The following is a 25,624-nucleotide window of genomic DNA, read 5'->3' on the forward strand; positions in this document are numbered from 1 at the left end:
CCATCCGGAGCTTTTACTGATGAAAGATTTGCTGAATCTTCTCAAGAGCCAGAACCAAAGTAAGGAATTCGACGCCATCCGTATCGGCCTGGCGTCGCCTGACATGATCCGTTCCTGGTCCTTTGGCGAAGTCAAGAAGCCTGAGACCATCAACTACCGCACCTTCAAGCCGGAGCGTGACGGGCTTTTCTGTGCCAAGATCTTCGGCCCGATCAAAGACTACGAGTGCCTGTGTGGCAAGTACAAGCGCCTGAAGCACCGCGGTGTCATCTGCGAGAAGTGTGGTGTGGAAGTGGCGCTGGCCAGTGTCCGCCGGGAGCGTATGGGCCACATCGAGCTGGCCAGCCCGGTCGCTCATATCTGGTTCCTCAAGTCCCTGCCGTCGCGCATCGGCCTGATGCTGGACATGACCCTGCGCGATATCGAGCGGGTTCTGTACTTCGAATCGTTTATTGTGATCGAGCCGGGGATGACCACCCTGGAGAAGGGCCAACTGCTGAACGATGAGCAGTACTATGAGGCCCTGGAAGAGTTCGGTGACGAATTTGACGCCCGCATGGGTGCCGAAGCGGTCAAGGAGCTGCTCGAAGGAATCGACCTGCAGGCGGAAGTTGACGCCCTGCGTGAAGAAATTCCCCAGACCAATTCAGAAACCAAGATCAAGAAATTCAGCAAGCGCCTGAAGATTCTTGAGGCGTTCCTGTACTCCGGCAACAAGCCGGGTGACATGGTGATGACCGTGCTGCCGGTTCTTCCGCCGGATCTGCGTCCGCTGGTGCCGCTGGATGGCGGCCGTTTCGCGACTTCCGATCTGAACGACCTGTACCGCCGGGTGATTAACCGGAACAATCGTCTCAAGCGCCTGCTGGAGCTGAACGCTCCGGACATCATCGTGCGCAACGAGAAGCGGATGCTGCAGGAAGCGGTGGACGCGCTGCTGGACAACGGCCGTCGAGGCCGAGCCATCACCGGCACCAACAAGCGCCCCCTCAAGTCACTGGCTGACATGATCAAGGGCAAGCAGGGCCGTTTCCGTCAGAACCTGCTGGGTAAGCGTGTCGACTACTCCGGACGTTCGGTGATCGTGGTGGGCCCGTACCTGCGCCTGCACCAGTGTGGTCTGCCCAAGAAGATGGCGCTGGAGCTGTTCAAGCCGTTCATCTTCTCCAAGCTGGAGCACCGCGGCCTGGCGACAACCATCAAGGCCGCCAAGAAGATGGTCGAACGTGAGGAAGGCGTGGTCTGGGATATCCTGGATGAGGTCATCCGCGAGCACCCGATCATGCTGAACCGGGCTCCGACTCTACACCGCCTGGGTATCCAGGCGTTCGAGCCAGTGCTGATTGAAGGTAAAGCGATCCAGCTGCACCCGCTGGTCTGTGCCGCCTATAACGCCGACTTTGACGGCGACCAGATGGCGGTGCACGTACCGCTGACACTGGAAGCCCAGCTCGAAGCCCGTGCGTTGATGATGTCCACCAACAACGTGCTGTCACCAGCCAACGGCGAGCCGATCATTGTTCCGTCCCAGGACGTGGTACTGGGTCTGTACTACATGACCCGTGAGCGCAAGAGTGCCCTCGGGGAAGGCATGGTGTTTGCCGATGTTAAAGAGGCCCACCGGGCCTATGGCGCGGGTATGGTCGATCTTCAGGCCATCGTCAAGGTGCGCGTGAAGGAAGTGACCATTCACGAAAGCGGCGAGCGTACCGAAGACTTCCGCATTGTGGATACCACGGTCGGGCGTGCACTGTTGTTCGATATCGTTCCGGATGGCCTCTCTTATGACCTGGTGAACAAGCCCATGGTCAAGAAGGCAATTTCCAACCTGATCAACACCTGTTACCGGGATGCCGGTCTGAAAGATACCGTCATCTTTGCTGACCAGTTGATGTACATGGGTTATCACTACGCGACGGTGTCCGGCATCTCGATCGGCTTCAACGATTTCGAGATTCCACCGGAGAAATACGAGCTGGTCGACGCCGCCTCCGCCGAAGTGAAGGATATCGAAACCCAGTATGCTTCCGGCCTGCTTACCCAGGGCGAGAAGTACAACAAGGTCATCGATATCTGGTCTCGTGCCAACGACAAAGTGTCCAAGGCCATGATGGAGCGGCTCTCCAAGGAGCAGGTCATCGGGCCTGATGGCCAGCCTGTGAAAGGCGAAGACGGCGAATACGAGATGCAGGAGTCTTTCAACTCCGTGTACATGATGGCCGATTCCGGTGCCCGGGGTTCCGCGGCGCAGATTCGTCAGCTTGCCGGTATGCGCGGCCTGATGGCCAAACCGGACGGGTCCATCATCGAAACGCCGATCACCGCGAACTTCCGTGAGGGTCTGAACGTACTCCAGTACTTCATCTCAACTCACGGTGCCCGGAAAGGTCTGGCGGATACCGCACTGAAGACAGCAAACTCCGGTTACCTGACCCGTCGTCTGGTTGATGTTTCCCAGGACCTGGTTGTGACCGAGGAAGACTGTGGTACCGACGAAGGCCTGCTGATGACGCCGCACATCGAGGGTGGCGACGTTGTTGTGCCTCTCGGTGACCGGGTGCTGGGCCGGGTGACCGCCCGTGATGCCTTTACCCCGACAGACAAGGATAATGCCGTTGTTTCCGCCGGCACCCTGCTGGATGAAAAAGCGGTTGAGGCCCTTGAGCACGCCGGTGTGGACGAAGTCTGGGTTCGCTCTGCGATTACCTGCGAGACCCGTCATGGCATCTGCTCGAAGTGCTACGGCCGTGATCTGGCCCGCGGGCACAGGGTGAACGTTGGTGAGGCCGTGGGCGTTATTGCTGCCCAGTCGATCGGTGAGCCGGGTACCCAGCTGACCATGCGGACCTTCCACATCGGTGGTGCGGCAAGCCGGGCGTCCGCCGTCGACAACATTCAGGTCAAGCATGGCGGTACCGTCCGTCTGCACAATCTGAAGTCGATTGAGAAGAGCGACGGATCACTGGTTGTGGTATCCCGTTCCTCGGCATTGGCTATTGCCGATGACCAGGGTCGTGAGCGTGAGTGGTACAAGCTGCCTTATGGTGCCGTGCTGTCTGTGAAACATGGCGATACGGTTGAAGCCGGTGTGGCGGTCGCCAAGTGGGATCCACACACCCACCCGATAATCGCAGAGGCCGAAGGTACCGCGCGGTTCGTCAATATGGACCAGGGCATTACCGTCCGGACCCAGACCGACGAGCTGACCGGCCTGTCCACCATGGAGGTGATCGACCCGAAAGAGCGTCCTGCGGCTGGTAAGGACATCCGCCCGGCGATCCAGCTGATCGACGCCAAGGGTGAAGAGGTCGAGCTGCCGGGTGGTGGTACCGCCATCTTCTTCCTGCCGGCAAACGCCCTGGTCACCATGGCAAACGGTGCCAAGATCGAGCTGGGTGACGTGGTTGCGCGGATTCCCCAGGAAAGCTCCAAGACCCGGGATATCACCGGTGGTCTGCCGCGAGTTGCCGACCTGTTCGAGGCCCGTCGCCCGAAAGAGTCGTCCATCCTCGCGGAAATCAGCGGCATGGTGTCCTTCGGCAAGGAAACCAAGGGCAAGAAGCGCCTGGTGATCACGCCCAAGGATGGCGATGCCTACGAAGTACTGATTCCGAAGCATCGTCAGATGAACGTGTTTGAAGGCGAAACGGTTGAAAAGGGTGAGGTTATTTCCGACGGCCCGTCCAACCCGCACGACATCTTGCGTCTGCTGGGTGTGGTTGCTCTGGCCAAGTACATCACCAACGAAATCCAGGACGTTTATCGTCTGCAGGGTGTTGTCATCAACGATAAACACATCGAGGTTATCGTTCGCCAGATGCTGCGCAAGGTTGAGATCACCGATCCGGGTGATACCACGCTGCTGTCCGGTGATCAGGTGGAAATCACCCAGGTACTGGAAGAAAACGAAAAGGCCGATGCGGCAGACAAGGAACCGGCGCGGTTCGAGCGTCTGCTGCTGGGTATCACCAAGGCTTCCCTGGCCACCGAGTCGTTCATTTCCGCGGCTTCGTTCCAGGAAACCACCCGGGTACTCACCGAAGGTGCGGTGACCGGCAAGCGGGATTACCTCCGCGGCCTGAAGGAAAACGTTGTGGTTGGTCGACTCATTCCGGCAGGTACCGGTCTGGCCTACCACAGCGAGCGTCGTCGCAAGCGCGAGCTTGAAGAGCAGGGCGTGACTGCGGCAGACGTGGAAGAAGCTCTGAGTGCCGAGCTCAACCGCGAAAGCTGAGTTGGGCCGGCGGGCCGCCTCCGGGTAGTTACCTACCCGCGCGGTGGTCAAAAAGAGACCAGTCATCTTGACTGTCCGGGGGCGCAGGCTTACACTTGCGTCCCTTAAATTTTACCCCCTGCACAGGGGGTAAGTTTCATTGATATGGTTTTTTGGAGTTTGCTTACATGGCAACGATTAATCAGTTGGTGCGTAAGCCTCGTAAGCGCAAGGTAGCCAAGAGCGATGTTCCTGCTCTCCAGGCCTGCCCACAGCGCCGTGGTGTTTGCACTCGTGTATACACCACAACGCCGAAGAAGCCGAACTCAGCACTGCGTAAAGTGTGCCGTGTTCGTCTGACCAACGGCTTCGAGGTTTCCTCATACATTGGTGGTGAAGGTCACAACCTTCAGGAGCACAGTGTTGTGCTTATCCGTGGTGGTCGAGTAAAAGACCTTCCGGGTGTGCGTTATCACACTGTTCGCGGAACGCTGGACACCCAGGGTGTGCAGAACCGTAAGCAGGGCCGCTCCAAGTACGGTGCAAAACGACCCAAGTCCTGATCTCCCGGACGGGTGCCTTTTATCGTTGCTTGTCAGAACGGTAAGAGTAAGGCTGAGTAGCAGTTTGCTATCTCAGGGGTTCCTGAAGACCTTTTAGATATATAAGGGCTTATCGATGCCTAGAAGAAGAGTTGCAGCAAAACGGGAAATTATCCCGGATCCGAAATTCGGCAGTGCACGTCTTGCCAAGTTCATCAACCACGTGATGGAAAGTGGCAAGAAGTCCGTTGCAGAGCGCATTGTTTACGGCGCCCTGGACATTGTTGCCGAGAAATCAAAGGAAGAGCCGATCGACATGTTCGAGAAGGCCCTGGAAAACATCCAGCCGATGGTTGAGGTTAAATCCCGTCGTGTGGGTGGTGCTACCTACCAGGTGCCCGTGGAAGTCCGGCCTTCCCGTCAGAACGCGCTGGCCATGCGCTGGCTCGTGGAATATTCACGGAAGCGCGGTGAGAAGTCCATGGCTCAGCGTCTGGCAGGTGAGATTCTTGACGCCGCTGACAGCAAGGGCTCCGCTGTTAAGAAGCGTGAAGACGTACACCGCATGGCAGAAGCCAACAAGGCGTTCTCTCACTTCCGTTTCTAAACAGCCGAGGTTTATATCGTGGCACGCAAGACTCCTATCAAGCGTTACAGAAACATTGGTATTTGTGCGCACGTTGATGCGGGCAAAACCACAACCACCGAGCGGGTCCTGTTCTACACAGGTATTTCCCACAAGATCGGTGAGGTTCATGATGGTGCGGCTACCATGGACTGGATGGAGCAGGAGCAGGAGCGTGGTATCACCATTACCTCCGCTGCGACCACCTGTTTCTGGCAGGGCATGGACAAGCAGTACCCGGAACACCGGATCAACATTATCGACACGCCGGGGCACGTTGACTTTACCATCGAGGTAGAGCGTTCACTTCGTGTGCTGGATGGTGCTGTGGTTGTATTCTGCGGTTCTTCCGGTGTTGAGCCGCAGTCAGAGACTGTATGGCGTCAGGCCAACAAGTATGAAGTTCCCCGCATGGTATTCGTCAACAAGATGGATCGTGCTGGTGCCAACTTCCTGCGCGTCGTTGAGCAGATCAAGAACCGGTTGGGTGCCACGGCGGTTCCCATCCAGTTGCCGATTGGTGCTGAGGACAACTTCGAAGGTATCGTCGACCTGATTCGTAACAAGGCCATCTACTGGAACGAGGCGGATTCCGGTGCCACCTATGATCAGCGGGACGTTCCTGCCGAAATGGTGGACGAAGTCGCCAAGTACCGCGAGCAGATGATGGAAGCTGCGGCTGAAGCGAACGAAGAGCTGATGGAGCGTTACCTGGAAGAGGGTGAGCTGGGCATTGACGATATCAAGAAAGGTCTGCGTATGCGTACGCTTGCTAACGAGATCGTCGTTGCCACCTGTGGCTCCGCCTTCAAGAACAAAGGCGTACAGGCGGTTCTGGACTCCGTTATCGAATTCCTGCCTGCGCCTGACGAAGTCAAGGCCATTCGTGGTGAAGTTGACGAAGACGGCACCGAGGAAACCCGTCAGGCGGACGACGACGCTCCGTTTGCGGCCCTGGCGTTCAAGATTGCGACCGACCCGTTCGTCGGTACGCTGACGTTCTTCCGGGTTTACTCCGGTAAACTGGAGTCCGGCAGTGGGGTCTATAACTCTGTGAAGGGCAAGAAAGAGCGCGTCGGCCGTATGGTTCAGATGCACTCCAAGGACCGTCAGGAGATCAAAGAGGTTCTGGCTGGCGATATTGCCGCCGCCATCGGCCTGAAGAGTGTCACGACTGGTGATACCCTGTGTGACGAGAACCACAAGATCATCCTCGAGCGTATGGAATTCCCGGAGCCGGTCATTTCCGTTGCGGTCGAGCCGAAGTCCAAGGCGGACCAGGAGAAGATGGGTGTCGCGCTGGGCAAGCTGGCCCAGGAAGATCCATCGTTCCGTGTCCGTACCGATGAAGAATCCGGTCAGACCATTATTTCCGGTATGGGTGAGCTGCACCTGGACATCATCGTTGACCGCATGCGTCGCGAGTTCAAGGTTGAAGCAAATATCGGTAAGCCGCAGGTGGCCTACCGTGAATGCATCCGCAAGCCGGTAGACGTCGAAGGCAAGTTTGTTCGCCAGTCTGGTGGTCGTGGTCAGTATGGTCACGTCAAGATCAAGCTTGAGCCGCTGCCCCTGGATGATGAAGACGGCGAAAACTTTATCTTCGTGAACGAGATTGTTGGTGGTGTGGTTCCCAAGGAATACATCCCGGCGGTCCAGCAGGGTATGGCTGAGCAGATGCAGAACGGCTGTCTGGCCGGCTATCCGCTGCTGCGCATCAAGGCGACCCTGTATGACGGCTCGTACCACGATGTTGACTCCAACGAAATGGCTTTCAAGGTCGCCGGCTCTATGGCGATGAAGAAAGGCGCTCTGGAGGCCAGTCCTGCGCTTCTCGAGCCGATCATGAGAGTTGAAGTCGTCAGCCCTGAGGACTACATGGGTGATGTCGTCGGTGATTTGAACCGTCGTCGCGGCCTGATTCAGGGTATGGATGAAAGCCCCTCGGGTAAGGTCATCCGTGCGGAAGTTCCGTTGTCGGAGATGTTCGGTTACGCCACTGACCTGCGTTCAGCAACGCAAGGCCGGGCGTCTTATGCGATGGAGTTCTCCCGCTATATGGAAGCTCCTTCGAACATTGCCGAAGCGATCATTAAAAAGGGTTGATCCCCAGGACTTAAGAAACAGGAAGAGGTGTAACCGTGTCTAAATCTAAATTTGAGCGTAACAAGCCGCACTTGAACGTGGGCACCATTGGTCACGTTGACCATGGTAAGACCACTCTGACAGCAGCCCTGACCCGTGTATGTCACGAAGTCTGGGGAACGGGTGAGAGCCGTGCGTTTGACCAGATTGATAACGCACCGGAAGAGCGTGCGCGTGGTATTACCATTGCGACCTCCCACGTTGAATACGATTCTCCGACCCGTCACTACGCTCACGTAGACTGCCCGGGCCACGCGGATTATGTGAAGAACATGATCACCGGTGCGGCCCAGATGGACGGTGCGATCCTGGTTTGCTCCGCAGCTGACGGCCCCATGCCGCAGACCCGTGAGCACATCCTGCTGTCGCGTCAGGTTGGCGTGCCTTTCATCGTTGTGTTCCTGAACAAGGCGGACATGGTAGACGATGAAGAGCTGCTTGAGCTGGTCGAGATGGAAGTTCGCGATCTGCTGAGCCAGTATGACTTCCCGGGCGACGACACGCCGATCATTACCGGTTCCGCGCTGATGGCGCTGGAAGGTAAGGACGATAACGAGATGGGTACGACCGCTGTCAAGAAGCTGGTAGAAGCCCTGGATGAGTACATCCCTGAGCCGGAGCGTGCGATTGATCAGCCGTTCCTGATGCCGATTGAGGACGTATTCTCCATCTCCGGTCGTGGTACTGTGGTAACCGGCCGTGTTGAGCGTGGTGTTATCAAGGTTGGTGAGGAAATCGAGATTGTCGGTATCAAGGATACCGTCAAGACCACCTGCACCGGCGTTGAGATGTTCCGCAAGCTGCTGGACGAAGGTCGTGCTGGTGAGAACGTAGGTGTTCTGCTGCGTGGTACCAAGCGTGACGACGTTGAGCGTGGTCAGGTGCTGTGTAAGCCGGGTACCATCAAGCCGCACACCAAGTTCGAGTGTGAAGTGTACGTACTGTCCAAAGAAGAAGGCGGTCGTCATACTCCGTTCTTCAAGGGCTATCGTCCGCAGTTCTACTTCCGTACCACTGACGTAACCGGTTCCTGTGAACTGCCGGAAGGCGTGGAAATGGTTATGCCGGGTGACAACGTGAAGATGAATGTTACCCTGATTGCTCCGATCGCCATGGAAGATGGTCTGCGTTTCGCGATTCGCGAAGGCGGCCGTACCGTTGGTGCCGGTGTAGTCTCCAAGATCATCGAGTAATTCGCTCGTTTGGTCCAGGAAAAAGGGGCTGATACTTCAGCCCCTTTTTCTGTTAAAGCCGCACATGTTGCCCGATCGCGTCAATCTGCATCTCAGTTGACACGGTTGGGTATTATGCATACAATGCGGCTCCTTTTTTTGAAGGTCGGCTAACTAGTAGCTGCTACGAGTGGAGTTTGGTGCATCATGCAAAGCCAAAAAATTCGAATCCGGTTGAAGGCGTTTGATTATCGCCTGATCGACCAGTCCACGCAGGAGATCGTCGACACCGCAAAGCGGACCGGCGCTCAGGTGCGTGGGCCTATCCCTCTGCCGACGCGGAAGGAAAAGTACACGATATTGGTTTCTCCGCACGTCAACAAAGACGCGCGCGATCAATATGAAATTCGTACTCACAAGCGTCTGCTCGACATTGTTGAGCCGACGGAAAAGACAGTAGATGCTTTGATGAAGTTGGACCTGGCAGCAGGTGTAGACGTTCAGATCAGCCTCGGCTGATACCGCCCGGTATCAGTCTGTGTAACTGTCATAAGGCCATAGAGGGTGAGAGCCCCGTACACTTAAGAGGTGAAACATGGCAATTGGTGTTGTCGGTCGTAAGGCCGGTATGACCCGTATTTTTACGGAAGACGGGCAGGCATTGCCCGTAACGGTAATCGAGGTTGAGCCCAACCGGATTACCCAACTGAAAACTCTTGAAAGCGATGGCTACCGCGCCGTACAGGTGACTGTTGGTGCCCGTCGTTCCTCTCGTGTTACCAAAAGCGAAGCGGGCCATTTTGCCAAGGCGGGTGTTGAGGCCGGTCGGGGCACATGGGAATTCCGTCTTGCTGATGGCGAGGGTGAAGAGCTCGCAGCCGGTGGTGAAATCACTGCAACGGTCTTTGAAGACGGCCAGATTGTAGATGCCATCGGTCAGTCCAAAGGTAAGGGCTTCCAGGGCGGCGTCAAGCGCTGGAATTTCTCCATGCAGGATGCCACTCACGGTAACTCTCTGTCTCACCGTGCACCGGGTTCCATTGGTCAGAACCAGACTCCGGGCAAGGTATTCAAGGGCAAAAAGATGGCAGGGCAGTTGGGTAATGCTCAGGTAACTGTGCAGAACCTGAAGATTGTCCGTGTCGACGCCGAGCGCAACCTGCTGCTGGTAAGTGGTGCCGTCCCCGGCGCAACTGGCGGTGATGTTGTCATCAAGCCTGCAGTTAAAGCCTGAGGAGCGGTGCGATGGAATTGACTATTACAGGTAGCGGCAAGGGAATCTCTGTTTCCGACGCCGCATTCGCCAAAGATTTTAACGAGTCGCTGGTACACCAGGTTGTTACTGCCTATATGGCAGGTGCGCGCCAGGGTACCAAGGCTCAGAAGACGCGTTCCGAAGTTAGCGGTGGCGGCAAGAAGCCATGGCGTCAGAAGGGCACCGGTCGTGCCCGTGCCGGTACTATCCGTAGTCCGATCTGGCGTTCCGGTGGCGTTACCTTTGCAGCCAGGCCCCGTGGGTTTGAGCAGAAGGTTAACCGCAAGATGTACCGCGCAGCGATGCGCTCCATTTTTTCCGAGCTGGTTCGCCAGGAGCGTCTGGTTGTTGTTGACGACATGAATGTCGACAGCCCCAAGACCAAGGCATTCAGCGCCAAGCTGAAGAATCTCGGTGTGACCAACGCACTGATTCTGTCCGACAACGTCGAGCAGAATCTGCACCTGGCATCACGCAACATCCCGCACGTTGATGTGCGCGACATTGCTGGCCTGGATCCGGTCAGCCTGGTTGCCTTCGAAAAGGTCGTTGTGACTGTTCCCGCTCTGAAGAAGATCGAGGAGATGCTGGGATGAATCAGGAACGCATTTACAAGGTCCTTCTGGGGCCGCACGTATCGGAGAAAGCTTCTTTGGTGGCCGAGCACGGCCAGGTTGTTTTCCGGGTTGCTCCGGATGCCACCAAGCCCGAGATCAAGAAAGCCGTTGAGCAGTTGTTCAACGTCACCGTAGAAGGTGTTCAGGTTCTGAACCGTAAGGGTAAGCTCAAGCGTACCACCCGCGGGTTCGGCAAGCGTAATGACATTCGTAAGGCTTATGTAAAGCTGGCAGAAGGTCAGGACATCGATTTTCTGGATGTGGAATAAGGTAAAGGGGTCGTAATATGCCGATCGTCAAAACCAAACCAACATCTGCCGGACGCCGTCACGTTGTAAAGCTTTACAACCCGGATCTGCACAAAGGGCGCCCTTACGAGCCGTTGGTGGAAAGAAAGAGCAAAACGGGTGGCCGTAATAATGTTGGCCGCATTACAACCCGTCATATTGGTGGTGGTCATAAACAGCACTACCGTGTAATCGATTTCAAGCGGACCAAAGATGGTATCCCGGCGGTCATTGAGCGCCTGGAATACGATCCGAACCGCACGGCGCACATTGCGCTGGTCAAGTATGCCGATGGCGAGCGTCGTTACATTGTCGCTCCCAAGGGTATGCAGATCGGTGATCCTGTGCGCTCCGGTATCGACGCGCCGATCAAAGTGGGCAGCACGCTGCCGCTCCGGAATATTCCGGTCGGTTCTGTGATCCACTGCGTCGAACTCAAGCCTGGCAAAGGTGCACAGCTGGCTCGCTCTGCGGGCGCATCCGTACAGCTGGTTGCCCGGGAAGGTGCTTACGCCACCATCCGCCTGCGCTCAGGTGAAATGCGAAAGGTGCTTGTAGACTGCCGCGCAACGCTGGGTGAAGTATCCAACAGCGAGCACAGTCTCAAGCAGCTTGGTAAAGCGGGTGCATCACGTTGGCGCGGTAAACGTCCAACAGTACGTGGTGTTGCTATGAACCCAGTTGACCACCCGCATGGTGGTGGTGAAGGGCGTACCTCTGGCGGGCGTCACCCGGTTACTCCGTGGGGTGTTCCGACCAAAGGGCATAAGACTCGTAAGAACAAGCGTACTGACAAGATGATAGTACGTCGTCGTTCGGCCAAGTAAACGACTACATAGAGGTAATTGCTGTGCCACGTTCTTTGAAGAAAGGTCCTTTTATAGACCTGCATCTGTTGAAGAAGGTCGAGGCAGCTCTGGAAGCTAACGACAAACGGCCAATCAAGACCTGGTCCCGTCGGTCAACAGTTTTTCCGGAGATGGTAGGCCTGACCATTGCAGTCCACAACGGCAAGCAGCACGTGCCGGTTTATGTCACCGAAGATATGGTAGGACATAAACTGGGTGAGTTCGCGGCAACGCGTACTTATCGTGGTCATGCGGCCGACAAGAAAGCTAAACGCTGATTCTGAGGTAATCGAAATGGAAGTAGCAGCCAAGTATAAGGGCGCTCGCCTCTCAGCTCAGAAAGCACGTCTTGTCGCTGACCAAGTACGCGGCAAGGCTGTTGAGGACGCCCTGAACATTCTGACTTTCAGCCCGAAAAAGGCGGCAACAGTCATCAAGAAAGCTCTTGAGTCTGCCATCGCCAACGCTGAGCACAACGAAGGTCTGGACGTTGACGAACTGCGGGTTTCCACCGTCATGGTGGATGAGGGTCCGACGCTCAAGCGAATCAAAGCTCGAGCCAAGGGGCGCGCTGACCGGATTTTCAAGCGCACCTGCCATATCACCGTCAAGGTCGCCGACAAGTAGGAGATGCTCAGATGGGTCATAAAGTAAATCCAACCGGTATGCGCCTGGGTGTGATCAAAGAGCACAACTCAGTCTGGTATGCCGACAAAAAGGAATACGCGAAAAACCTGTTGAACGATATCCAGGTTCGTGAATTCCTCGACAAGCGTCTGGTTAAGGCGTCTGTCAGCAAGATTGTGATCGAGCGCCCTGCTCAGAACGCCCGTATCACGATCCATACTGCCCGTCCCGGTATTGTTATCGGTAAGAAGGGTGAAGATGTTGACCGTCTGCGTCGCGAAGTCAGCGACATGATGGGTGTGCCTGTGCACATCAACATCGAAGAAGTCCGCAAGCCGGATCTGGATGCCCGCCTGGTAGCGCAAAACGTTGCCGGCCAGCTGGAGCGTCGTGTGATGTTCCGTCGCGCTATGAAGCGTGCGGTACAGAATGCCATGCGCCAGGGAGCCAAGGGTATCAAGATTCAGGTAGGCGGTCGTCTCGGGGGTGCTGAAATCGCGCGTTCCGAGTGGTATCGCGAAGGTCGTGTACCTCTGCACACTCTGCGTGCAGATATTGATTACGCAACCTACGAAGCGCATACCACTTACGGCGTAATCGGCGTCAAGGTATGGATCTTCAAAGGTGAGATTCTTGGTGGTATGGAGCAGGTCCGTGCTGACAAGAAAGCCTCTGGGAAGAAAGGTTCTAAGTAAAGGGGCACTCTTATGCTGCAACCAAAACGCACCAAATTTCGCAAGGTAATGAAAGGCCGTAACACCGGTCTTGCTCACCGCGCCAACAAGGTGAGCTTCGGTGAATACGGATTGAAGGCGACCAGCCGTGGGCGTATAACTGCGCGCCAGATTGAGGCCGCGCGTCGTACCATGACTCGTCGCATCAAGCGGGGCGGTAAGATCTGGATCCGGGTGTTCCCGGACAAGCCGATCACCGGCAAGCCGCTTGAAGTTCGAATGGGTAAAGGTAAGGGTTCTGTCGAGTATTGGGTGGCTGAGATCCAGCCAGGCCGCATGCTCTACGAGATGGAAGGTGTCGCTGAAGACGTAGCACGCGAAGCCTTTACTCTCGCTGCGGCCAAACTGCCGGTACAGACCACCTTTGTAACGAGGACGGTGATGTGATGAAAGCAACAGAGCTGCGTGAAAAATCCGTCGAGGAGCTGAACAAAGAGTTGATCGACCTCCTGAAGGAGCAGTTCAACCTGCGTATGCGTAAGGCGACAGGTCAGCTGAATCAGTCTCATCTTCTCGCCAAGGTGAAGCGCGATATCGCTCGCGTGAAAACAGTTTTGAACGACAAGGCAGGACAGTGACATGACTGAAGCTACCCAAACTGCCAGAACTCTGAGCGGCAAGGTCGTGAGCAACAAGATGGAGAAATCCATTGTGGTGCTGGTCGAACGTCAGGTGAAACACCCGCTGTACGGTAAGTACATGAAGCGTTCAACCAAGATCCATGCTCACGATGAGAGTAATCAGTGCAACATCGGTGACACTGTGACCATTCAGGAAACCCGCCCGGTCTCCAAGACCAAGAGTTGGGCCCTGGTGGAAGTCACCGAACGTGCATCCAAGGTGTAATTCGCCCGGAGAACAACCATGATTCAGACTCAAACAATGCTTGAAGTCGCGGATAACAGCGGTGCGCGTCAAGTGATGTGCATTAAGGTCCTGGGCGGTTCACATCGGCGTTATGCCAGCGTAGGGGATATCATCAAGGTGACCGTCAAGGAAGCCATCCCCCGCGGTAAAGTGAAGAAAGGCCAGGTCCTGAAAGCTGTCGTGGTACGCACCCGCAAGGGTGTTCGTCGTCCCGACGGTTCGCTGATCCGTTTCGACGGAAACGCGGCAGTACTTCTGAACAATCAGGACGCTCCTATTGGTACCCGTATCTTCGGACCGGTTACCCGTGAACTGCGTAATGAGAAGTTCATGAAAATTATCTCACTGGCACCCGAAGTACTTTAGAGGACCAGAGGCCGGTTATGAAAAAGATCAAACGAGATGACGAAGTAATCGTCACTACGGGGAAAGACAAAGGCAAACGTGGTAAAGTCCTGAAGGTTCAGGACGATGGCCGTATGGTTGTTTCTGGGATCAATATGATCAAGAAGCACACCAAGCCGAACCCGATGCTGGGCGCCCCAGGTGGCATCGTCGAAAAAGAAGCACCTATCCAGGCTTCCAACGTGGCTATTTTTAATCCGCAGACCGGCAAAGCCGATCGTGTAGGCTTCCAGACCAAGGAAGACGGCGCAAAAGTGCGGATCTTTAAGTCCACGAACGAAGCTGTCGATAACCAGTAAGCGGTGGTGGTTACGATGCTTAACAGTAAAGAGCAGTACAGTCAGGAAGTGGTACCCGCCCTGCAGAAAGAGTTCGGCTACAAGAACATTATGCAGGTGCCGCGTATCGAAAAGATCACCCTTAACATGGGTGTCGGCGAAGCGGTTGGTGACAAGAAGCTGATTGAAAATGCCGTGGCGGATCTCGAGCGCCTGGCAGGTCAGAAAGTGGTTGTTACCAAGGCACGTAAGTCCGTTGCGGGTTTCAAGATCCGTGAAGGTTGGCCTATCGGTTGTAAAGTTACCCTGCGTGGCGAGCGTATGTGGGATTTCTTTGATCGCCTGGTTCACATTGCGGTTCCCCGCATTCGTGACTTCCGCGGTCTGAATCCCAAGTCGTTCGACGGTCGTGGTAACTACAGCATGGGTGTGCGTGAGCAGATCATTTTTCCCGAGATCGAGTACGACAGAGTCGACAAGATCCGTGGTCTGGACATCACCATTACCACCACTGCCGGTACCGACGATGAAGGTCGCGAACTGTTGAAAGCCTTTGGCTTTCCGTTCAAGAAATAAGGAACGAGTGTAATGGCTAAGGTTTCCATGAAGAACCGCGAGCTCAAGCGCGAGCAGACCGTTGCGAAATTTGCGGCGAAGCGTGCTGAGCTCAAGGCGATTATCAAGAACCCGAATACCAGCGATGATGACCGTTGGAACGCACAGATGAAGCTTCAACAGCTTCCTCGTGATGCGTCTCCCTCGCGTCTTCGTAATCGTTGCCAGGTGACTGGTCGTCCCCATGGCGTCCTGCGCAAGTTCGAACTTTCACGGATCAAACTCCGTGAATACGGCATGCGCGGTGATGTTCCGGGCCTGACCAAGGCAAGCTGGTAAGATAGGCACCCTGACTCCGGTCAGGTGCCTGTTGGTAAGCGGTGCGGCACGCCGCTGCACAACTAAAAAGATCAGGAGCCTCATACCAATGAGTATGCAAGACACGCTTGCGGATATGTTTACCCGTATCCGCAATGCACAGATGGCATCAAAAGCAGACGTTGCGATGCCGTCCTCAAAGATGAAGATCTCCGTGGCCCAGGTCCTTAAGGACGAAGGTTACGTTGAAGATTTTTCCGTTTCAGCTGACGCAAAGCCTGAGTTGACGATCACTCTGAAGTACTTCGGTGGCAAGCCGGTTATTGAAGAGATCAAGCGGGTCAGCCGTCCGAGTCTGCGCCAGTACAAGGGCGCCGGGGAACTGCCGAAGGTATCCGGTGGTTTGGGAGTCGCGATTGTCTCAACGTCCAAGGGCGTTATGACAGACCGCGCCGCACGTGCTGCTGGCGTGGGTGGCGAAGTCATCTGCACCGTATTCTAGGAGAACCACATGTCCAGGGTTGCCAATAATCCTGTCGTGCTGCCTTCCGGTGTTGAGGTTAAGCTGAACGGACAGGAAATTAATGTGAAGGGCTCCAAGGGAGCGCTTCAATTCACCATTCACCAGGCGGTTGAAGTAAAGCAGGAAGAAAACGTTCTGCGCTTTGCGGCTCGCGATGGTGCTAAACAGTCCCGCGCTCTTGCTGGTACTACTCGTGCACTGGTCAACAACATGGTGACCGGTGTCTCCACAGGCTTTGAGCGAAAGCTCCAGTTGACGGGCGTAGGTTACCGTGCCCAGGCGCAAGGTAAGAAGCTCAATCTGACACTGGGTTTTTCACACCCGGTCGAGTATGAGCTGCCCGAGGGGATTACCGCAGAAACTCCGTCCAATACGGAAGTTGTGATTCGCGGTATCGACAAGCAACAGGTTGGCCAGGTCGCTGCGGAAGTCCGCGCGTTCCGTCCGCCCGAGCCTTATAAGGGCAAGGGTGTTCGTTATGCGGATGAGCAGGTCAGACGCAAAGAAGCCAAGAAGAAATAAGGCGGGACTATGAGCGCGAATAACGAAAGATTGCGTCGCGCACGCAAAGTGCGCATGAAGATCCGTGAGCTGGGTACCAATCGCCTGTGCGTTCATCGCACACCGCGTCACATGTACGCCCAGGTCACGACTGCAGATGGCAGTAAGGTGATTGCCACTGCCTCCACGTTGGATAAGGAACTGCGCCAGGGTGCAACCGGTAACGTGGACGCTGCCAAGAAGGTCGGTCAGCTGATTGCTGAGCGCGCCAAGGCAGCAGGTGTGGAGCAGGTTGCTTTTGACCGTTCCGGTTACCGTTATCACGGTCGTGTCCAGGCCTTGGCCGACGCAGCTCGTGAAGCTGGCTTGCAATTCTAAGAGGTGGAGAAGATGAGCGTTAACGAACAGAAGGCGCCTGAGCTCCAGGAGAAGCTGGTTCAGGTCAATCGCGTCGCCAAGGTAGTTAAGGGTGGCCGTATTTTCGCCTTCACCGCACTGACTGTAGTGGGTGATGGTAAAGGTCGCGTTGGTTTCGGTCGTGGCAAGGCGCGTGAAGTGCCGGTCGCCATCCAGAAGGCCATGGAAGCTGCACGCAAGAACATGGTAGACGTTCCGCTGGACGGTACTACTCTGCAATACCCGGTCAAGGCTCAGCATGGTGGCTCCAAGGTCTACATGCAGCCGGCCTCTGAAGGTACAGGTATCATCGCCGGTGGTGCGATGCGTGCGGTACTGGAAGTAGCGGGTGTTCAGAACGTACTGTCCAAGTGTTACGGGTCTACCAACCCGGTGAACGTGGTACGTTCCACCATCAAGGGTCTCCAGGCGACACAGGCGCCTGAAGATATTGCAGCCAAGCGCGGTAAGACCGTGGAAGAGATTCTGGGTTGAAGTCATGGCGAACGCAAAAACGATCAAAGTAACTCTGACCCGCAGCCCCATCGGCTGCCAGCCCAAGCACAAACTGTGCGTCAAGGGCCTGGGTCTTCGTAAAATCGGTCATACCGTGGAAGTGGAAGATACTCCGTCCATCCGTGGCATGATCAACCGGGTTGATTACCTGGTTCGGGTTGAGGAGAACTAAGATGCGTCTGAACGAACTTAGTCCAGAACCCGGTTCACGTCCGGCCGCCAGGCGCGTTGGTCGTGGTATCGGTAGTGGTCTCGGTAAAACCGGTGGTCGCGGTCACAAGGGTCTGAAGGCCCGTTCCGGCGGCAGCGTAGCCCCCGGTTTCGAGGGCGGTCAGCAGCCGTTGGCCCGTCGTCTGCCGAAGTTTGGTTTCACCTCTCGCCAGCAGCGCTATGTTGCCGAAATTCGCCTGAACGAACTGGCGAAGGTCGAAGGTGACGTGGTTGATCTGGAAGCCCTCAAGAAGGCTGATATCGTTCGTGAAGAAATTCGCGAAGCCAAGGTGATCCTGTCCGGCGAACTGAGCCGTGCGGTAACCGTGAAGGGCCTTCGGGTAACCAAAGGCGCGCGCGAGGCAATTGCCGCCGCGGGTGGGAAAGTCGAAGACTAAGGCGAGTCGAGGACTAAATGGCCAAGAACGCATCATTGCCTGCGGGCGCGGGTAAAGGACTGGCAGAGCTGCGATCGCGGCTCTGGTTCGTCTTCCTGGCATTGCTGGTGTACCGGATCGGTGCCCACATTCCGGTGCCGGGTATCAACCCGGACCGTCTGGCGGCATTGTTTGAGCAGAATCAGGGCACAATCCTGAGCATGTTCAACATGTTTTCCGGTGGTGCGCTTGAGCGCATGAGTATCTTCGCTCTCGGTATCATGCCGTACATCTCGGCTTCCATTATCATGCAGCTCATGACTGCGGTCAGTCCGCAGCTTGAGCAGCTGAAAAAAGAAGGCGAGGCTGGTCGTCGGAAGATCAGCCAGTACACGCGGTATGGTACGGTTATCCTCGCCCTGGTTCAGGGTGCTGGTATTTCTGTCGGTCTGGCATCGCAGGGTGTTACCTTCAACGACAGCTTCAGCTTCCACTTCGTGGCGGTTGTGTCTTTCGTGAGTGGTGCGGTGTTCATGATGTGGCTGGGTGAGCAGATCACCGAGCGTGGCGTTGGCAACGGTATTTCACTGCTGATTTTCGCAGGTATCGTGGCCGGCTTGCCAGGCGCCATCGGCCAGACGCTCGAACAGGCCCGTAACGGTGAGATGAGCCTGCTGGTCGTGCTGGGTATTGGCGTTCTGGCAGTGGCTGTAATCGGCTTCGTGGTCTTTATGGAGCGTGGGCAGCGCAGGCTGACCATCAACTATGCCAAGCGGCAGCAGGGTCGCCGGGTGTTTGCCCAGCAATCCAGCCACTTGCCCCTCAAAGTAAATATGGCCGGTGTGATTCCGCCCATCTTTGCGTCTTCCATTCTGCTGTTTCCGGCGTCAATCGGGCAGTGGTTTGGTCAGGGTGAAGGCATGGAATGGTTGAGCGATGTGTCCCAGGCGCTTGCACCCAGCCAGCCGTTGTACATTATTCTGTTTGCAGCAGCAGTGGTATTCTTCTGCTTCTTCTACACAGCGCTGATGTACAACCCGAAAGAAGTTGCGGATAACCTCAAGCGCTCTGGCGCGTTTATTCCGGGCATCCGTCCGGGTGATCAGACCGCCAAGTATATTGACGGTGTTCTGACCCGCCTGACACTGTTCGGTGCAATGTACATTACAGCAGTATCCCTGTTCCCTCAGTTCCTGATGGTGGCCGGGAACGTTCCGTTCTATCTGGGCGGCACATCACTGCTGATTGTTGTAGTCGTGGTGATGGATTTCATGGCGCAGGTTCAGTCGCACCTGATGTCGCATCAGTATGAATCGCTGATGAAGAAGTCCAATCTCAAGGGCTATGGTCGGAACGGCTAATCCCGTTCCCCTTGAAAACTGGAGTCGACAATGAAAGTACGCGCTTCGGTAAAGAAAATTTGCCGTAACTGCAAAGTAATTCGTCGCAATGGCTCAGTACGAGTCATTTGCTCGGAGCCTCGTCACAAGCAACGCCAGGGCTGATTCCGAAAGGAGCGGTTTCTGACATTGCCGGGTTTCGGAATAATGGCGCTTGACTCCATGCGGGGTCAGGCGCTATTATTTCGCGCCCTTTTTGTGGCGGAAAATTCACACAGCAAAGCTTTGAACGCGGAGTAATTTGGATGGCACGTATAGCCGGTGTCAATATACCCGATCACAAACATGCTGTTATCTCGCTGACCTACATCTTTGGTGTTGGCAAGACAACAGCCCAGAAGCTTTGCGACGCAACCGGTGTCAAGCCGGACGTCAAGGTCAAGGACCTGAGCGACGAACAGCTTGAAGCACTTCGTACTGAAGTGGGCAAGGTGTCTGTCGAAGGCGATCTGCGTCGTGAAGTACAGATGAACATCAAGCGTTTGAAGGATCTCGGATGTCACCGTGGTCTGCGTCACCGTCATGGGCTTCCCGTCCGTGGCCAGCGCACCAAGACCAACGCACGCACCCGTAAAGGTCCACGCAAACCTATTCGTAAGTAACAGGTAGGCAAACATGGCAAAGCCAGGTACACGTACCCGTAAAAAGGTGAAAAAGACGGTTGTTGATGGCGTCGCGCACATTCACGCGTCCTTCAACAACACTATCGTGACCATTTCTGACCGTCAGGGCAACGTCCTGTCCTGGGCTACCTCTGGTGGTTCCGGTTTCCGTGGGTCACGCAAGAGTACACCTTTTGCTGCGCAGGTAGCAGCTGAAAGAGCCGGTAATGCGGCTGCTGAATACGGCCTTAAAAACCTGGACGTAGAGGTTAAGGGTCCTGGGCCCGGACGTGAGTCTGCAGTTCGCGCGCTGAATGCGTGTGGCTACAAGATCACCAACATCACAGATGTGACGCCGATTCCACATAACGGCTGTCGTCCGCCCAAAAAGCGCCGCGTCTAACACAGGAGACAGTGAAATATGGCTCGTTATATAGGCCCGAAGTGCAAGCTGTCTCGTCGTGAAGGGACAGATCTTTTTCTGAAGAGCGGTGTTCGCGCGCTCGATTCCAAGTGCAACATCGAGACTCCGCCGGGTATGCACGGCGCGCGTCGCGGTCGTCTGTCCGAGTACGGCGTACAGCTTCGTGAAAAGCAGAAGGTCCGTCGTATCTACGGCGTGCTGGAGAAGCAGTTCCGTAACTACTACAAGGAGGCCGCACGAGGTAAAGGTGCGACTGGTGAAAACCTGCTGCAACTTCTGGAAGGCCGTCTGGATAACGTTGTATATCGCATGGGTTTTGGTTCTACCCGTGCTGAGTCCCGTCAGCTCGTTTCTCACAAGGCGATCCTGGTGAACGACAAGGTAGTGAACATCCCGTCCTACCAGGTCAAGCCGGGTGATGTTGTGAGTGTTCGCGAGAAGGCAAAGAACCAGCTGCGTGTAAAAGGCGCACTGGATCTGTCTTCAAGCCGTGCACCGGTGAGCTGGGTAGAGGTCGACGCCAACAAGATGTCCGGCGTTTACAGTTCAGTGCCCGAGCGTACTGAATTGCCGGCCGACATCAACGAGAACCTCATCGTCGAGCTTTACTCCAAGTAAAGCCCAGTTAGCAACGATAGCAGATAGGGGCGTCTATGCAGCGTTCAGTACATGAGTTATTGACACCTCGTACCATTGACGTGAAGGAATCAAGCGCCACACGTGCCAAGGTTACGCTTGAGCCTCTGGAAAGGGGCTTTGGCCATACGCTGGGCAGTGCACTGCGCCGGATTCTCTTGTCTTCGATGCCGGGCTGCGCCGTGACTGAAGCGCAGATTGACGGTGTCCTGCACGAGTACAGCGCCATTGAGGGTGTCCAGGAAGACGTGATTGAGATTCTGCTGAATCTCAAGGGCGTCGCTGTAAAAATGCACGGTCGGGACGACGCCGAGCTTACGCTCAGCAAGAAAGGCCCGGGCGTTGTGACAGCCGGTGATATCAAGCTGGATCATGACGTTGAGATTGCCAATCCGGAGCACGTGATCTGTCACCTTAGCGAGAATGGTGAAGTGAACATGCGCCTCCGTGTTGCCCGCGGTCGTGGCTATGAGCCGGCGGACCAGCGTGGTCTGGACGAGGACGAAACTCGCGCCATCGGACGCCTGCAGCTGGATGCAACCTTCAGCCCGGTTCGTCGTGTGGCTTACGCCGTGGAAAGTGCGCGGGTAGAGCAGCGGACCGATCTGGACAAGCTGGTGATTGATCTGGAGACCAATGGCACCATCGACCCGGAAGAAGCCATTCGCCGGGCGGCTACCATCCTCCAGCAACAACTGGCGGTGTTCGTCGATTTCGATCATGAAAAAGAGCCTGAGCGCGTTGAGGAAGAGGAAGAAATCGATCCGATTCTGCTGCGCCCGGTTGATGACCTGGAATTGACAGTGCGTTCAGCTAACTGCTTGAAGGCTGAGAACATTTACTACATCGGCGATCTTATCCAGCGCACAGAAGTTGAGCTGTTGAAGACGCCTAACCTTGGTAAAAAGTCGCTGACCGAGATCAAGGACGTTCTGGCGTCCCGTGGTCTGTCTCTGGGTATGCGTCTTGATAACTGGCCACCGGCAAGCCTTCGCGGCGACGACCGGGTTCTGGGCGGTTAATCGCCGATTAGTTTAAGGTAAGGAATCAGAGCAATGCGTCATCGTAAGAGTGGTCGTAAGTTCAGTAGGACCAGTGCGCATCGCAAGGCCATGTTCCGTAACATGACTGCGTCACTGGTTGAACACGAGCTGATCAAAACAACGCTGCCGAAAGCCAAAGAGCTTCGCCGGGTAGCTGAGCCTTTGATCACGCTTTCCAAGAATGATTCGGTCGCGAATCGTCGTCTGGCGTTTGCGCGCCTGCGTGACGATGCAGCGGTTGCCAAGCTTTTTGATGAGCTTGGCCCCCGTTACAACGAGCGTCCGGGTGGATACCTTCGTATCTTGAAGTGCGGCTTCCGTGCCGGCGACAATGCCCCTATGGCATTTGTTGAGCTGGTTGGTCGCCCGCTGGATATCGAAGCGGAAGAAGTGGACGACGAGGAGTAACATCTTCGGAGCCGTTCAGAAAAACCGGGTGTTGAAAAGCACCCGGTTTTTTTGTGTCCGTAAGATTGGATCATTGAAGACGGGGTCAGATGAGGGCGTTCATCTGACCCCATATTCACGTCAGGCTTTGGCCAGCATCGGCTTCAGGTACCGGCCGGTATGCGAAGCCGGATTGCCTGCCACCTCCTCCGGTGTCCCTTCGGCGATAATCTGGCCGCCGCCGGATCCCCCTTCCGGGCCCAGGTCGATAATCCAGTCCGCAGTCTTGATGACGTCCAGGTTGTGTTCGATCACTACAATGGTGTTGCCATGGTCGCGCAGGCGTTCCAGCACGTTGAGCAGTTGCTGGATGTCATAGAAGTGCAGGCCGGTGGTGGGCTCATCCAGGATGTACAGGGTTTTGCCGGTATCCCGCTTGGAAAGCTCCTTGGCGAGCTTGACTCGCTGAGCCTCGCCCCCGGAAAGGGTGACTGCGCTCTGGCCGAGACGGATATAGGACAAGCCAACATCCATCAGGGTCTGGAGTTTGCGCGCGAGGAAGGGCACGGCGTCGAAAAACTCCCGGCCCTCTTCAACGGTCATTTGGAGTACTTCGTTGATGTTTTTGCCCTTGTACCGAACCTCCAGAGTTTCACGGTTATAGCGTTTGCCCTTGCAGACATCGCAGGGTACGTACACGTCGGGCAGGAAGTGCATCTCCACCTTGATCATGCCGTCGCCCTGGCAGGCCTCGCAGCGCCCCCCCTTGACATTGAAGGAGAAGCGGCCCGGTTTGTAACCCCGTGAGCGAGCCTCCTGGGTGCCGGCGAACAGTTCACGGATAGGGGTGAACAGGCCGGTATAGGTAGCCGGATTGGAGCGGGGCGTCCGGCCAATCGGGCTTTGGTCGATATCGATTACCTTGTCCAGATGATCCAGGCCCTTGAGCGTCTGGTAGGGGGCATGATTCAGGCTGGTCGCCTTGTTCAGCTTGGCGGCGGCCACCGGATAAAGCGTGCTGTTGATCAGGGTGGACTTGCCCGAGCCGGAGACACCGGTGATGCAGGTCATTACCCCGAGTGGCAGGTTGAGGGTGACATCCCGCAGGTTGTTTCCCGTTGCGCCGGACAGGGCCAGGGTTTTGCCGTTGCCCCTGTTGCGCTCCTTTGGAATGGCAATTTCGCGGGTACCGCTGAGGTATTGCCCGGTGAGCGAGTCCGGGTTGTCGATGATCTGCTGGGGCGTGCCCTGGCCGATCACCCGGCCACCATGGATACCAGCGCCCGGGCCGATATCGATGACGTGATCGGCAGCCCGGATGGCGTCTTCATCGTGTTCGACAACGATGACCGTATTGCCCAGATCCCGTAGGTGGGTGAGGGTGGCCAGCAGTCGGTCGTTGTCCCGCTGGTGAAGGCCTATGGACGGCTCGTCCAGAATATACATGACGCCAACCAGCCCCGCGCCGATCTGGCTTGCCAGGCGGATTCGCTGCGCCTCGCCACCGGACAGGGTATCCGCGCTGCGTTCAAGGGTGAGGTATTCCAGCCCGACGTTTACCAGGAACTGCAGGCGCTGGCGTACCTCTTTCAGGATCTTCTCGGCAATTTCGCCCTTGCGCCCGGGCAGTGCCAGGGTTTCGAAATAGTCGTGGGCCTCACCCACTGGCAAGTGGGTTACGTCCGAGATGTTGTGCTCTTCGATAAACACATGGCGGGCACTGCGGCGCAGGCGCGAACCCTGGCAGACCTTGCAGGGCTGGGTGCTCAGGTTGCGCGCCAGCTCTTCCCGCATGCTCTGGGAATCGGTTTCCCGGTAGCGCCGCTCCAGGTTGGGCAGAATGCCCTCAAAAGGATGGGCTTTTTCCATGATGTGGCCGCGGGAGTTCACATACCGGAAGGGAATGTCTTCGCTTCCCGAGCCGAACAGCAGCACGTTGCGGAAATCTTCCGGCAAATCCGCCCAGGGCGTTTCAAGGTCGATGCCGTAATGCTCGGCTACGCTGCCCAGCATCTGGAAATAATACACCGCCCGCCGGTCCCAGCCCTTGATGGCTCCTGAGGCGAGGGTGGCTTCCGGGTGCTGGACAATCTTTTCCGGATCGAAGAACTGTTTAACCCCCAGGCCGTCACAGGTCGGGCAGGCGCCGGCGGGGTTGTTGAATGAGAACAGGCGGGGCTCCAGTTCGCTCAGTGCGTAGCCACACTGAGTGCAGGCATAGCGGGACGAGAAGGTGTGCTCTTCACCTTCACCGGTCATCGGTGCGACCAGGGCAATACCGTCGGAAAGCCCCAGGGCCGTTTCAAAGCTCTCGGCAAGCCGCTGTTCAAGGCCGGGCTTGACCTTGAACCGGTCAACCACCACATCAATCTGGTGCTTGCGCTTCTTGTCGAGCTCCGGCACGTCGTCGATGTCGTACACCGTGCCGTCAACCCGCATGCGAATAAATCCCTGGCTGCGCATGGTTTCGATCACCTGAAGGTGCTCGCCCTTCCGGTCACGGATAACCGGCGCCAGGATCATCAGTTTGCTGTCTTCCGGCATCGCCACCACCTGGTCAACCATCTGGCTGACGGTTTGCGCCTCCAAGGGCTGCCCGTGGTCGGGGCACCTTGGTTCCCCGGCCCGGGCGAACAGCAGGCGGAGGTAATCGTAGATCTCGGTGATGGTGCCGACGGTGGAGCGGGGGTTGTGGGAGGTGGACTTCTGCTCGATGGAAATCGCTGGCGACAGGCCCTCGATATGGTCCACGTCCGGTTTTTCCATCATCGACAGGAACTGCCGGGCATAGGTGGAGAGGGATTCCACGTATCGTCGCTGACCCTCGGCGTAGAGTGTGTCAAACGCCAGGGAGGATTTGCCGGAACCGGAGAGGCCGGTGATCACAATCAGCTTGTCCCTCGGCATATCCAGGTCAATGTTCTTCAGATTGTGGGTTCTTGCCCCTTTGATCTGGATATGGTCCATAACACCTCGCTCGGGTAAAAACGAAAATTATACCGCGTTGGGATCGCTGCGGCGAAATGGAAGCAGTCCCAAGGCTTCGGACTCGGTGACCCCTTCTGGTACAATGCGCCGCCTGAGAGGGATATGTGCCCTCAATCTGACCGCTTTCAACCCC

At 56.3% G+C, this 25,624-nt stretch carries 34 protein-coding genes; 33 read left to right on the forward strand and 1 reads right to left on the reverse strand.

What is annotated here, in order from left to right; all coding sequences use genetic code 11:
• Nucleotides 1–19 precede the first annotated feature (19 nt).
• The 33 genes from rpoC to rplQ all read left to right on the forward strand — a co-directional run bounded on the left by rpoC (nt 20) and on the right by rplQ (nt 22,524).
• The gene (rpoC, locus tag msub_RS19325; RefSeq protein WP_048497734.1) at nt 20–4,234 is read left to right on the forward strand and encodes a DNA-directed RNA polymerase subunit beta'; all 4,215 of its coding nucleotides are present in this window, start codon (nt 20–22) and stop codon (nt 4,232–4,234) included.
• 167 nt (nt 4,235–4,401) lie between these two features.
• A complete protein-coding gene (rpsL, locus tag msub_RS19330) occupies nt 4,402–4,776 on the forward strand; it encodes a 30S ribosomal protein S12 (RefSeq protein ID WP_012139854.1) in 375 nt (124 codons plus the stop codon).
• Nucleotides 4,777–4,891: 115 nt separating this feature from the next.
• Nucleotides 4,892–5,362, forward strand: a complete 471-nt coding sequence (rpsG, locus tag msub_RS19335; protein WP_048497735.1) for a 30S ribosomal protein S7 — start codon at nt 4,892–4,894, stop codon at nt 5,360–5,362.
• Between the two features lie 18 nt (nt 5,363–5,380).
• Nucleotides 5,381–7,486: an elongation factor G gene (gene fusA / locus msub_RS19340; protein ID WP_048497736.1), complete on the forward strand. Its 2,106-nt coding sequence runs from the start codon at nt 5,381–5,383 to the stop codon at nt 7,484–7,486.
• Nucleotides 7,487–7,521: 35 nt separating this feature from the next.
• Nucleotides 7,522–8,718, forward strand: a complete 1,197-nt coding sequence (tuf, locus tag msub_RS19345) for an elongation factor Tu (RefSeq protein WP_048497737.1) — start codon at nt 7,522–7,524, stop codon at nt 8,716–8,718.
• Nucleotides 8,719–8,904: 186 nt separating this feature from the next.
• The gene (gene rpsJ, locus msub_RS19350; RefSeq protein WP_041341420.1) at nt 8,905–9,216 is read left to right on the forward strand and encodes a 30S ribosomal protein S10; all 312 of its coding nucleotides are present in this window, start codon (nt 8,905–8,907) and stop codon (nt 9,214–9,216) included.
• 76 nt (nt 9,217–9,292) lie between these two features.
• The gene (gene rplC / locus msub_RS19355) at nt 9,293–9,931 is read left to right on the forward strand and encodes a 50S ribosomal protein L3 (RefSeq protein ID WP_048497738.1); all 639 of its coding nucleotides are present in this window, start codon (nt 9,293–9,295) and stop codon (nt 9,929–9,931) included.
• An 11-nt stretch (nt 9,932–9,942) separates the two neighbouring features.
• Nucleotides 9,943–10,548 (forward strand): 50S ribosomal protein L4, encoded by a 606-nt coding sequence (rplD, locus tag msub_RS19360; RefSeq protein WP_048497739.1) that lies wholly within the window; start codon nt 9,943–9,945, stop codon nt 10,546–10,548.
• Complete coding sequence (gene rplW / locus msub_RS19365; RefSeq protein WP_048497740.1) at nt 10,545–10,838, forward strand: 50S ribosomal protein L23; 294 nt, start codon at nt 10,545–10,547, stop codon at nt 10,836–10,838. Before rplD ends, rplW begins: the two co-directional genes overlap by 4 nt.
• A gap of 17 nt (nt 10,839–10,855) precedes the next feature.
• A complete protein-coding gene (rplB, locus tag msub_RS19370) occupies nt 10,856–11,683 on the forward strand; it encodes a 50S ribosomal protein L2 (protein ID WP_048497741.1) in 828 nt (275 codons plus the stop codon).
• A gap of 23 nt (nt 11,684–11,706) precedes the next feature.
• Nucleotides 11,707–11,982: a 30S ribosomal protein S19 gene (gene rpsS, locus msub_RS19375; RefSeq protein WP_007154011.1), complete on the forward strand. Its 276-nt coding sequence runs from the start codon at nt 11,707–11,709 to the stop codon at nt 11,980–11,982.
• A gap of 16 nt (nt 11,983–11,998) precedes the next feature.
• Nucleotides 11,999–12,331, forward strand: coding sequence for a 50S ribosomal protein L22 (gene rplV / locus msub_RS19380; RefSeq protein ID WP_048497742.1), 333 nt, complete (start codon nt 11,999–12,001; stop codon nt 12,329–12,331).
• Between the two features lie 11 nt (nt 12,332–12,342).
• A complete protein-coding gene (rpsC, locus tag msub_RS19385) occupies nt 12,343–13,026 on the forward strand; it encodes a 30S ribosomal protein S3 (protein WP_048497743.1) in 684 nt (227 codons plus the stop codon).
• A gap of 12 nt (nt 13,027–13,038) precedes the next feature.
• Entirely contained in the window at nt 13,039–13,452 is a 414-nt protein-coding gene (gene rplP / locus msub_RS19390; protein ID WP_048497744.1) for a 50S ribosomal protein L16, read from the forward strand.
• On the forward strand, nt 13,452–13,643 hold the full coding sequence (rpmC, locus tag msub_RS19395; protein WP_048497745.1) for a 50S ribosomal protein L29: 192 nt from the start codon (nt 13,452–13,454) through the stop codon (nt 13,641–13,643). The genes rplP and rpmC overlap by 1 nt, the downstream gene beginning before the upstream one ends.
• A 1-nt stretch (nt 13,644) precedes the next feature.
• Entirely contained in the window at nt 13,645–13,911 is a 267-nt protein-coding gene (gene rpsQ / locus msub_RS19400; RefSeq protein WP_008174879.1) for a 30S ribosomal protein S17, read from the forward strand.
• 18 nt (nt 13,912–13,929) lie between these two features.
• Nucleotides 13,930–14,298 (forward strand): 50S ribosomal protein L14, encoded by a 369-nt coding sequence (rplN, locus tag msub_RS19405; RefSeq protein ID WP_007154005.1) that lies wholly within the window; start codon nt 13,930–13,932, stop codon nt 14,296–14,298.
• Nucleotides 14,299–14,315: 17 nt separating this feature from the next.
• The gene (gene rplX / locus msub_RS19410; protein ID WP_048497746.1) at nt 14,316–14,636 is read left to right on the forward strand and encodes a 50S ribosomal protein L24; all 321 of its coding nucleotides are present in this window, start codon (nt 14,316–14,318) and stop codon (nt 14,634–14,636) included.
• A gap of 15 nt (nt 14,637–14,651) precedes the next feature.
• Entirely contained in the window at nt 14,652–15,191 is a 540-nt protein-coding gene (gene rplE, locus msub_RS19415) for a 50S ribosomal protein L5 (RefSeq protein WP_048497747.1), read from the forward strand.
• A gap of 12 nt (nt 15,192–15,203) precedes the next feature.
• Nucleotides 15,204–15,509: a 30S ribosomal protein S14 gene (gene rpsN / locus msub_RS19420; protein ID WP_048497748.1), complete on the forward strand. Its 306-nt coding sequence runs from the start codon at nt 15,204–15,206 to the stop codon at nt 15,507–15,509.
• 88 nt (nt 15,510–15,597) lie between these two features.
• Nucleotides 15,598–15,990: a 30S ribosomal protein S8 gene (rpsH, locus tag msub_RS19425; RefSeq protein ID WP_048497749.1), complete on the forward strand. Its 393-nt coding sequence runs from the start codon at nt 15,598–15,600 to the stop codon at nt 15,988–15,990.
• 9 nt (nt 15,991–15,999) lie between these two features.
• Nucleotides 16,000–16,533 carry a 50S ribosomal protein L6 gene (gene rplF, locus msub_RS19430; protein ID WP_048497750.1) on the forward strand — a complete coding sequence of 178 codons (534 nt, stop codon included), beginning with the start codon at nt 16,000–16,002 and terminating at the stop codon, nt 16,531–16,533.
• Between the two features lie 9 nt (nt 16,534–16,542).
• The gene (gene rplR, locus msub_RS19435) at nt 16,543–16,890 is read left to right on the forward strand and encodes a 50S ribosomal protein L18 (RefSeq protein WP_048497751.1); all 348 of its coding nucleotides are present in this window, start codon (nt 16,543–16,545) and stop codon (nt 16,888–16,890) included.
• A 12-nt stretch (nt 16,891–16,902) separates the two neighbouring features.
• Nucleotides 16,903–17,403, forward strand: a complete 501-nt coding sequence (gene rpsE / locus msub_RS19440) for a 30S ribosomal protein S5 (protein WP_048497752.1) — start codon at nt 16,903–16,905, stop codon at nt 17,401–17,403.
• 4 nt (nt 17,404–17,407) lie between these two features.
• Nucleotides 17,408–17,596: a 50S ribosomal protein L30 gene (gene rpmD, locus msub_RS19445; RefSeq protein WP_012139786.1), complete on the forward strand. Its 189-nt coding sequence runs from the start codon at nt 17,408–17,410 to the stop codon at nt 17,594–17,596.
• 1 nt (nt 17,597) lies between these two features.
• Complete coding sequence (rplO, locus tag msub_RS19450) at nt 17,598–18,032, forward strand: 50S ribosomal protein L15 (RefSeq protein ID WP_048497753.1); 435 nt, start codon at nt 17,598–17,600, stop codon at nt 18,030–18,032.
• Nucleotides 18,033–18,049: 17 nt separating this feature from the next.
• Nucleotides 18,050–19,372, forward strand: coding sequence for a preprotein translocase subunit SecY (gene secY, locus msub_RS19455; protein WP_048497754.1), 1,323 nt, complete (start codon nt 18,050–18,052; stop codon nt 19,370–19,372).
• Nucleotides 19,373–19,402: 30 nt separating this feature from the next.
• Nucleotides 19,403–19,516 carry a 50S ribosomal protein L36 gene (rpmJ, locus tag msub_RS21390; protein WP_008174902.1) on the forward strand — a complete coding sequence of 38 codons (114 nt, stop codon included), beginning with the start codon at nt 19,403–19,405 and terminating at the stop codon, nt 19,514–19,516.
• 140 nt (nt 19,517–19,656) lie between these two features.
• Complete coding sequence (gene rpsM, locus msub_RS19460) at nt 19,657–20,013, forward strand: 30S ribosomal protein S13 (protein ID WP_048497755.1); 357 nt, start codon at nt 19,657–19,659, stop codon at nt 20,011–20,013.
• A 13-nt stretch (nt 20,014–20,026) separates the two neighbouring features.
• The gene (gene rpsK, locus msub_RS19465) at nt 20,027–20,416 is read left to right on the forward strand and encodes a 30S ribosomal protein S11 (protein ID WP_007153992.1); all 390 of its coding nucleotides are present in this window, start codon (nt 20,027–20,029) and stop codon (nt 20,414–20,416) included.
• A gap of 18 nt (nt 20,417–20,434) precedes the next feature.
• Nucleotides 20,435–21,055, forward strand: a complete 621-nt coding sequence (rpsD, locus tag msub_RS19470; RefSeq protein WP_048497756.1) for a 30S ribosomal protein S4 — start codon at nt 20,435–20,437, stop codon at nt 21,053–21,055.
• Between the two features lie 35 nt (nt 21,056–21,090).
• Entirely contained in the window at nt 21,091–22,095 is a 1,005-nt protein-coding gene (locus msub_RS19475; RefSeq protein ID WP_022989799.1) for a DNA-directed RNA polymerase subunit alpha, read from the forward strand.
• 33 nt (nt 22,096–22,128) lie between these two features.
• Nucleotides 22,129–22,524: a 50S ribosomal protein L17 gene (gene rplQ / locus msub_RS19480; protein ID WP_048497757.1), complete on the forward strand. Its 396-nt coding sequence runs from the start codon at nt 22,129–22,131 to the stop codon at nt 22,522–22,524.
• 120 nt (nt 22,525–22,644) lie between these two features.
• Here rplQ and uvrA read toward each other — a convergent pair whose 3' ends face one another.
• Nucleotides 22,645–25,470 (reverse strand): excinuclease ABC subunit UvrA, encoded by a 2,826-nt coding sequence (uvrA, locus tag msub_RS19485; protein ID WP_048497758.1) that lies wholly within the window; start codon nt 25,468–25,470, stop codon nt 22,645–22,647.
• Nucleotides 25,471–25,624: the final 154 nt, after the last annotated feature.

It is taken from the genome of Marinobacter subterrani (assembly GCF_001045555.1).
GTDB lineage: Bacteria > Pseudomonadota > Gammaproteobacteria > Pseudomonadales > Oleiphilaceae > Marinobacter > Marinobacter subterrani.

What these genes read in the sequence shown, in the direction of transcription:
- rpsL (WP_012139854.1), top strand. Translation starts at nt 4,402, where the DNA reads ATGGCAACGATTAATCAGTTGGTGCGTAAGCCTCGTAAGCGCAAGGTA.
- rplQ (WP_048497757.1), top strand. Translation starts at nt 22,129, where the DNA reads ATGCGTCATCGTAAGAGTGGTCGTAAGTTCAGTAGGACCAGTGCGCAT.
- rpsD (WP_048497756.1), top strand. Translation starts at nt 20,435, where the DNA reads ATGGCTCGTTATATAGGCCCGAAGTGCAAGCTGTCTCGTCGTGAAGGG.
- rplC (WP_048497738.1), top strand. Translation starts at nt 9,293, where the DNA reads ATGGCAATTGGTGTTGTCGGTCGTAAGGCCGGTATGACCCGTATTTTT.
- rplN (WP_007154005.1), top strand. Translation starts at nt 13,930, where the DNA reads ATGATTCAGACTCAAACAATGCTTGAAGTCGCGGATAACAGCGGTGCG.
- rplF (WP_048497750.1), top strand. Translation starts at nt 16,000, where the DNA reads ATGTCCAGGGTTGCCAATAATCCTGTCGTGCTGCCTTCCGGTGTTGAG.
- rpsC (WP_048497743.1), top strand. Translation starts at nt 12,343, where the DNA reads ATGGGTCATAAAGTAAATCCAACCGGTATGCGCCTGGGTGTGATCAAA.
- msub_RS19475 (WP_022989799.1), top strand. Translation starts at nt 21,091, where the DNA reads ATGCAGCGTTCAGTACATGAGTTATTGACACCTCGTACCATTGACGTG.
- rplD (WP_048497739.1), top strand. Translation starts at nt 9,943, where the DNA reads ATGGAATTGACTATTACAGGTAGCGGCAAGGGAATCTCTGTTTCCGAC.
- rpsJ (WP_041341420.1), top strand. Translation starts at nt 8,905, where the DNA reads ATGCAAAGCCAAAAAATTCGAATCCGGTTGAAGGCGTTTGATTATCGC.
- rpsM (WP_048497755.1), top strand. Translation starts at nt 19,657, where the DNA reads ATGGCACGTATAGCCGGTGTCAATATACCCGATCACAAACATGCTGTT.
- rpoC (WP_048497734.1), top strand. Translation starts at nt 20, where the DNA reads ATGAAAGATTTGCTGAATCTTCTCAAGAGCCAGAACCAAAGTAAGGAA.
- uvrA (WP_048497758.1), bottom strand. Translation starts at nt 25,470, where the DNA reads ATGGACCATATCCAGATCAAAGGGGCAAGAACCCACAATCTGAAGAAC.
- rpsQ (WP_008174879.1), top strand. Translation starts at nt 13,645, where the DNA reads ATGACTGAAGCTACCCAAACTGCCAGAACTCTGAGCGGCAAGGTCGTG.
- rpmJ (WP_008174902.1), top strand. Translation starts at nt 19,403, where the DNA reads ATGAAAGTACGCGCTTCGGTAAAGAAAATTTGCCGTAACTGCAAAGTA.
- rplE (WP_048497747.1), top strand. Translation starts at nt 14,652, where the DNA reads ATGCTTAACAGTAAAGAGCAGTACAGTCAGGAAGTGGTACCCGCCCTG.
- rpsE (WP_048497752.1), top strand. Translation starts at nt 16,903, where the DNA reads ATGAGCGTTAACGAACAGAAGGCGCCTGAGCTCCAGGAGAAGCTGGTT.
- rplR (WP_048497751.1), top strand. Translation starts at nt 16,543, where the DNA reads ATGAGCGCGAATAACGAAAGATTGCGTCGCGCACGCAAAGTGCGCATG.
- rpmD (WP_012139786.1), top strand. Translation starts at nt 17,408, where the DNA reads ATGGCGAACGCAAAAACGATCAAAGTAACTCTGACCCGCAGCCCCATC.
- rpsN (WP_048497748.1), top strand. Translation starts at nt 15,204, where the DNA reads ATGGCTAAGGTTTCCATGAAGAACCGCGAGCTCAAGCGCGAGCAGACC.
- secY (WP_048497754.1), top strand. Translation starts at nt 18,050, where the DNA reads ATGGCCAAGAACGCATCATTGCCTGCGGGCGCGGGTAAAGGACTGGCA.
- rplV (WP_048497742.1), top strand. Translation starts at nt 11,999, where the DNA reads ATGGAAGTAGCAGCCAAGTATAAGGGCGCTCGCCTCTCAGCTCAGAAA.
- rplW (WP_048497740.1), top strand. Translation starts at nt 10,545, where the DNA reads ATGAATCAGGAACGCATTTACAAGGTCCTTCTGGGGCCGCACGTATCG.
- rpsH (WP_048497749.1), top strand. Translation starts at nt 15,598, where the DNA reads ATGAGTATGCAAGACACGCTTGCGGATATGTTTACCCGTATCCGCAAT.
- rplB (WP_048497741.1), top strand. Translation starts at nt 10,856, where the DNA reads ATGCCGATCGTCAAAACCAAACCAACATCTGCCGGACGCCGTCACGTT.
- rpmC (WP_048497745.1), top strand. Translation starts at nt 13,452, where the DNA reads ATGAAAGCAACAGAGCTGCGTGAAAAATCCGTCGAGGAGCTGAACAAA.
- rplX (WP_048497746.1), top strand. Translation starts at nt 14,316, where the DNA reads ATGAAAAAGATCAAACGAGATGACGAAGTAATCGTCACTACGGGGAAA.
- rpsG (WP_048497735.1), top strand. Translation starts at nt 4,892, where the DNA reads ATGCCTAGAAGAAGAGTTGCAGCAAAACGGGAAATTATCCCGGATCCG.
- rplO (WP_048497753.1), top strand. Translation starts at nt 17,598, where the DNA reads ATGCGTCTGAACGAACTTAGTCCAGAACCCGGTTCACGTCCGGCCGCC.
- rplP (WP_048497744.1), top strand. Translation starts at nt 13,039, where the DNA reads ATGCTGCAACCAAAACGCACCAAATTTCGCAAGGTAATGAAAGGCCGT.
- rpsK (WP_007153992.1), top strand. Translation starts at nt 20,027, where the DNA reads ATGGCAAAGCCAGGTACACGTACCCGTAAAAAGGTGAAAAAGACGGTT.